Source organism: bacterium, assembly GCA_024228115.1.
Lineage (GTDB): Bacteria > Myxococcota_A > UBA9160 > UBA9160 > UBA6930.
This window is the reverse complement of the sequence record JAAETT010000340.1, coordinates 1-5,704: the sequence shown is the minus strand read 5'-3', so window position 1 is coordinate 5,704 and position 5,704 is coordinate 1. Positions and strand designations below refer to the sequence as shown.

Below are 5,704 nucleotides of genomic sequence, written 5' to 3'. Positions count from 1 at the left end.
GGCCTCAGGGGCGCGCCGAGCTGCGGATCGCTGCCGAGCCCTCCACCCGCAAACGATTCAATCGGGCACTCGAACAACTCGCCGCCTGACCCGGACCAATACCCTCAGACGCCCAGATCTAACGACGGATTGGGGCTAGGGGCATCGCGTGCAGGGTGAGCCGTCAACCCGCCTTCTTCTTCCAAGCGAGTGGCCGAGGTATCGCGCCCTTCGATTGCGTGCGCTCGCCGACTCACCAGATTCGTTTGGAAGCACGCTCGATTGGGAACGCGCGAAGCCGGATCAGTGGTGGCTTGAGCGTCTCGTCTCGGCAGAGGATTCTGACCTTCCCCTTGTCGCAGAGGTCGATGGCCGGGCGGTCGGGCTCGCGTGGGGAAAGCTGAGTACCACACAGCGCGACTGTGCCAACGTCTATCAGATGTGGGTCGATCCCGAGGTCCGTGGCCAGGGCATCGGCCGCATGCTTCTCGCCGCGATCGTTGACTGGGCCCGCACCCTCGGTGTATCGAGACTTGATCTCACAGTCGCACGACCAAACACTGTGGCGGTACAGCTCTACGAGGGTTCGGGGTTTCACGCCATCGGCGAACCGCAGCCCCTCCGGCCCGGCTCCGCCGTTCTTGCCCAGGCGATGACCCGGCAGCTCGAGACGCTGACCGGTCGGGCTGATCCTTAACAGAAGTCCGGGGACATGGTTTTCACCTTTTCGTTTCCGGTGATCTTGCCGGTCTTGAGATCAATCCTTCCGAGGATCGTGTTGTAGTAGACGATATTCCAGATCTCATCTTCAACCTCCTCGAACCCGACGTCCTCTCCGAGGAGCGCCTTGCTGAGATCGTACTACCCGCTCTTCATGCGAAAGGTCCCGCATGCACTGACGCGTCGCACCTCGAAGTGGCCAGGGCAATTGGGTGGCTTCGGGCGTGAGGTGTACTCCTTTCTCGAGGGCTTCCATCGGTCGGCTGGAAAATCTCCGTCGAGAGCCTCGTGGGGTCGTTCGTGGTTGTAGGGGTGGCTAGTGGAGCGGAGACCCGAGCTGGTTAACGGTCTCACGAGGGACCCTACGGCTATCGGTCTTCCGCCCCGGTTGAGAAAGGCCGGTGGGCAGTGCCTCTGCTCACCGGCCGCTTCATTCAACCATGCCTAGCATCATATGAGCGGCTGCAACCGACTGGGCCACCGCCAGGCGGGTTGAGGCATGGTAACATCGGGGTTCCACTCAGGTGGCTCAAAGTGGTCGGACAGCCCGCCCAGCGGTTGAGCCGCGTGTCCGTTGGGCAGCAGAGCCTTGCAGGATCTCGGCATCGGAGTTCGTCGATTGAACCCGGAACTCTACGAATGCCATGGCGAGCTACACGAGGTGCGCGAACTCCGCGTTCATCGTAGGCCGAACTTTGGGACGCATCAGCGTCCAACATGGTTGCTATGAAACTGATTCTTCTTTCCGCGCTCGTGTTGTTCACTGGCTGTTCAGCCGAAGCGCCCCCTGTCGCCGAGAAGACGCCAGGAACCGTCCTCTACACCAACGCCCGAATCTACACGCTGAACCAGGGCGGTCCTTGGGCGCACGCAATGGTGACCCATGGGCCTGACATCGAGTTCGTCGGCTCTGAGCAACGCGCCCGAGCGCTCGTCGATGAGACCGCTCTCGAAGTGGATCTGAACGGTGCGTTCGTTCTACCCGGATTCATCGATACCCATACCCATCCAGGCTTGGTGGGGACCCTTCAAGTCGACGAGGATGAGTCGCTCGCGGGCCAGAAGCTCCCCACGACATCGAAGGACGAACTCTACGCGTTCCTCGAGGAGTACTCTGCGAACCATTTCTGGCAGCCACTCGTGATGCTTGGGGAGTGGGATGTTCAGATGTTCTTGCCCGACGGTCCTACCAAGGAAGATCTGGATCGGTTCTTCAAATACAAGCCCGCCCTGCTGTTCGACAATTCGGGACACAGCATGTGGATGAATTCGATGGCGCTGTGGTTTCTCGGGATCGACGAAAGTACTCCCGACCTGAGCCCTGGCATCTCGTACTTCGTGCGCGACGAGCGTGGTGAGCCGACCGGCTGGGTCAAGGAGTGGGCCGCGATGCCGTATCTTGAGAAGTACCTGGTCCCCAGTAGGGCCGAGCTGAAGGAAGGGATCAAGGAGTACCTCGACTTCCTGAGCGCGCGAGGGGTGACCACGCTCATGGATGCTGGGAGCTTCGCGTCTCACGAAGAGGTGTACGCAGCGCTGTCCGAGCTCGATCGCGATGGAGCCCTTCCCGTCCGCTACATCGGGAGCTTCCACGTGTGGGCTCCCGAGCACCTGGAAGTCGCCATCGAGGAGCTCCTTGCTCTTCGCGAGAAGTACGGAAGCGATCGTCTCGTCTTCGACACCATCAAGATCCACTTCGACGGCGTGCATGAAGTTCTGACGGGTGGGGCGTTGGAGCCGTACGCAACGGCTCCCGACGTCCGTGGAGGAGTGCTCTTCGAAGCCGAACAACTCGCGCGATTCATCGCGGAGCTGAACCAGGTGGGATTGAATCTGCACCTGCACACCGTGGGCGCTTGGGCGACGCGAGAGGCGCTGGACGCGGTGGAGCAGGCTCGTGGCAAGCTGGGTGAGTTGAAAATCGAGGTGGCGCTTTCCCATCTGGAGTACGTGGCTGCCGAGGACATTCCACGTTTCGCCGCGCTCGGCGTCCATGCGAACTTCACGCCTCACTGGTTCGGTGGCTCGGTGTTCGGCACCGCAGGCGCGTCCAACCTGGGGCCGGAGCGGGCATCTCGCTCGCAGGTGGTCGGCGAGTTCTTGCGAGCCGGGGCCAACGTCACCCTCTCGAGCGATGTGGTCTCCGAAGCGGAGTCGTACCGCGCGGCTCCCTTCCTGGGCATGCAGATGAGCGTGACTCGTCGTGAGTACGACGACCCGACCGGGCCAGTCTTGAGTCCGGCCTCCGCCTCCCTGAATCTCCAGGATGCCATCGAGGCATATACGCTCAGCGGTGCGCGCCAACTCAGGCAAGGGAGTCGCTTGGGGTCCCTCGAGGTCGGCAAGCGCTCGGACTTCGTAGTCCTGGCCGACGATCCGTTCGAGGTCGACATCAACCGACTGCATGAATTGGTTCCGCGAGCTGTCGTAGTCGGAGGGGTGGTAGAAAGCGGGGCGCTGTAGTCGACAGCGGCTATCCGACAGGCGGGAGAACCGAAGCTCCGGCTCCTGCGGGTGCACTTGTTCAAGCTCTGTCCAGTATCCACCGGCCGAGCTCCCTGCGCCTCAATGCTGTTCCGTCGTCGCAGGGTGGTAGGCTGTTGTCCAACGAGCCGTTGCAGCGGACCATCAACAGCTCGCTTCAATTGACGTTGGTTGCTGCCTGGCGGCATACTTCGGTGGTAGAGGTCGGTTCCGGCCAGCGCTGTTGCAGGCCGCTGAACGCCGGTCCGTTGCGTGACAGAAGAAGCCGGTAGGCTTTCGGTGATGGTGACAAGATGCGTTCGCGTAGCCTAGAAGCGTATGACCTTCCCGAACGAGTCCGCACCTACGATGCCGACATGGACATCATGCATCCTCTCCGGTGGAAGATGATCGAAATCGCCTTGGAAGTTCTTCCATTCCAACAAGCGCGTTCCTTGAAAGCCCTCGATCTTGGCGTTGGAACGGGCATGTTTTCGAAGCGATTCTTGGAGACGTATCCAAACTCGAGCGTGGTGGCAATCGACGGAGCTGCCGCGATGTTGGAACTTGCCAAAGCAAGGCTCGGTGGCCTTGGCCAACGCGTGGAATGGTTCCTGTCCGACTTTCGGTCGATTCCCAAAGCAGCCACCAGGCCCGAGACCTTCGATGTAGTGTATTCGTCCTACGCACTTCACCATCTGAACGCTGAGGAGAAACTTGCTGTCCTGAAGTCGATCGTCCAAGCGATCAACCCAGCTGGCTGGCTCTTGAACGCAGATATCGTGGTGGCCGAAGCTCCCGATCTGGAACGGCGCATTCAGGAGATTCGTGTTGAGGCAGTCACTGGTCGCGCCTCAACTCAGGACAAGCGGTTCCACAACCATGCTGTCACAAGGCAATACCTCGATGACCTTGAATTGGCGGAGCAGGACCAGCCGCAGACACTGGACACGGATATCCAGATTCTTCGTGAATCCGGAATTACCAATGCTGAGGTGTTCTGGAAGGAACATCGCGAGACGGTGATGGGTGGGACGAAGCCGACTGACACATAACAAGGGATCGCAGCTGCCAACAGACAGCCGGGGATTCCTGATTTTGATAGCGTTCTGGCGTCGGGGCTCTATGGTACGGCGCTCACGGTCAGCGCTGTCTGTTGCAGCTGAAGCCCGATCCGTCGGGCGGCTACGAGCAAGCGAATCCGTCGCTTCCAGTGTACGACCAAGGCGCAATCGACGGTCCCGGGGTAGAGAGGAGGCGACATGGACAATTTGAAGCGCTTCGAGCAGTACGCGGCGGATTTCGAGGTCGCCTTCTCGGATGATGACTGGTCGGTAGTGGGACGGCATTTTGCAGAGGAGGCGGTCTACGAAACCCTGGCGGGGCCGCCGATGGGTGCGTGCCTCGAAGGCCGCAATGCAGTGCTGGCCTCAATGAAGCAGACACTCGATGGGTTTGATCGAAGATTCGATTCCCGTGAAGTCACCTTTCTCGAAGGTCCGGAAATGCGCGGTGACAGCGTATGGTTGAGGGCGCGCGTGAAATATGCTGTAGCCGAGGCCCCGGATCTCGTTCTCGAAGGCGTCTCGACGGCCACCTTCGATGGCGGACGCATCATTCGCCTAGAGGACAGCTATCCAGATGGCGTCGCGGACACCGTGGTCCAGTATTTGACTGCGCACGGTTCGAAGCTTCATCCCGTCAAAGGCGGCGCAGTCTGACTCAGCAATGATTGAAGTGCGACACCCAGCTTGCCACTGTGGAAGCTTGTCGCGAGCAGCCGCCGAACAAGCCGTTGAACGCGGACGTGGAATAGCGCGGTTCAAATGACCACTGTACCGTTCCGGCATCAACCTTTTCAGGGTCGGCCGCGACCGGCGGCGCCATTCCACGCCGGTTGACGCCAATCCGTCAGCCAACTCGAAGTCGGAGATTCTCGTGAAGCGAATACCCGAACTGCGCGACCTTTCGGACGATCACCACACAGGCCTAGCGCTCGCTCGACGGTGCAGGCAGGTTGGCCGTCCGAACTCCACCGTGTCCCATGAGGCGGTGTGGAAGCAAGTCATCGAAGCATTCGCAGACCATCTTGAGCCGCACTTCCTGATTGAAGAACAACACCTCCTGCCCGCGCTTGAAGCGATCAGTGAGGCTTCTCTGGCCGCCCGGATCCGCGAGGAACACAGTGCTCTTCGCGCCTTGCGAGATGCTGAATCCCCCAGCCCAGCTACGGTCCAGCAGTTCGGTGAGCTCCTCGAGTCGCATATTCGGTTCGAAGAACGCCAGGTGTTTGAGCCTACTCAAGAGCGACTGCCGGCGAGTGCCCTCAAGGCCATCGCTGCGGCTTGCGAAGGCCGCGCGCGGAGCCGCTCAGCTTCTCCGTGACCCGCCGCCAGTTGTCGTCTGTAGACGCTCACTCAGAAGCGTAGAAATCTGATCATTTGGCCGGGGGGCGACGCAGCCCGCCGTTCCGGATTCCGATTCAGATCTTCCGGGTCGAAAGGTCCTTGACCCAGGGCGAACGCCCTCCCGGCTCGACCGG

The 5,704-nt window shown here is 60.7% G+C and carries 5 protein-coding genes; all 5 read left to right on the top strand.

Annotated features, from left to right (window positions below; all coding sequences use genetic code 11):
• Positions 1-214 precede the first annotated feature (214 nt).
• Complete coding sequence (locus GY937_15100; protein MCP5058032.1) at positions 215-676, top strand: GNAT family N-acetyltransferase; 462 nt, start codon at positions 215-217, stop codon at positions 674-676.
• Positions 677-1,425: 749 nt separating this feature from the next.
• Entirely contained in the window at positions 1,426-3,162 is a 1,737-nt protein-coding gene (locus tag GY937_15095) for an amidohydrolase (GenBank protein MCP5058031.1), read from the top strand.
• Between the two features lie 314 nt (positions 3,163-3,476).
• A complete protein-coding gene (locus tag GY937_15090; GenBank protein MCP5058030.1) occupies positions 3,477-4,217 on the top strand; it encodes a class I SAM-dependent methyltransferase in 741 nt (246 codons plus the stop codon).
• A gap of 207 nt (positions 4,218-4,424) precedes the next feature.
• A complete protein-coding gene (locus GY937_15085; GenBank protein ID MCP5058029.1) occupies positions 4,425-4,883 on the top strand; it encodes a nuclear transport factor 2 family protein in 459 nt (152 codons plus the stop codon).
• Between the two features lie 217 nt (positions 4,884-5,100).
• Positions 5,101-5,547 carry a hemerythrin domain-containing protein gene (locus tag GY937_15080; protein ID MCP5058028.1) on the top strand — a complete coding sequence of 149 codons (447 nt, stop codon included), beginning with the start codon at positions 5,101-5,103 and terminating at the stop codon, positions 5,545-5,547.
• Positions 5,548-5,704: the final 157 nt, after the last annotated feature.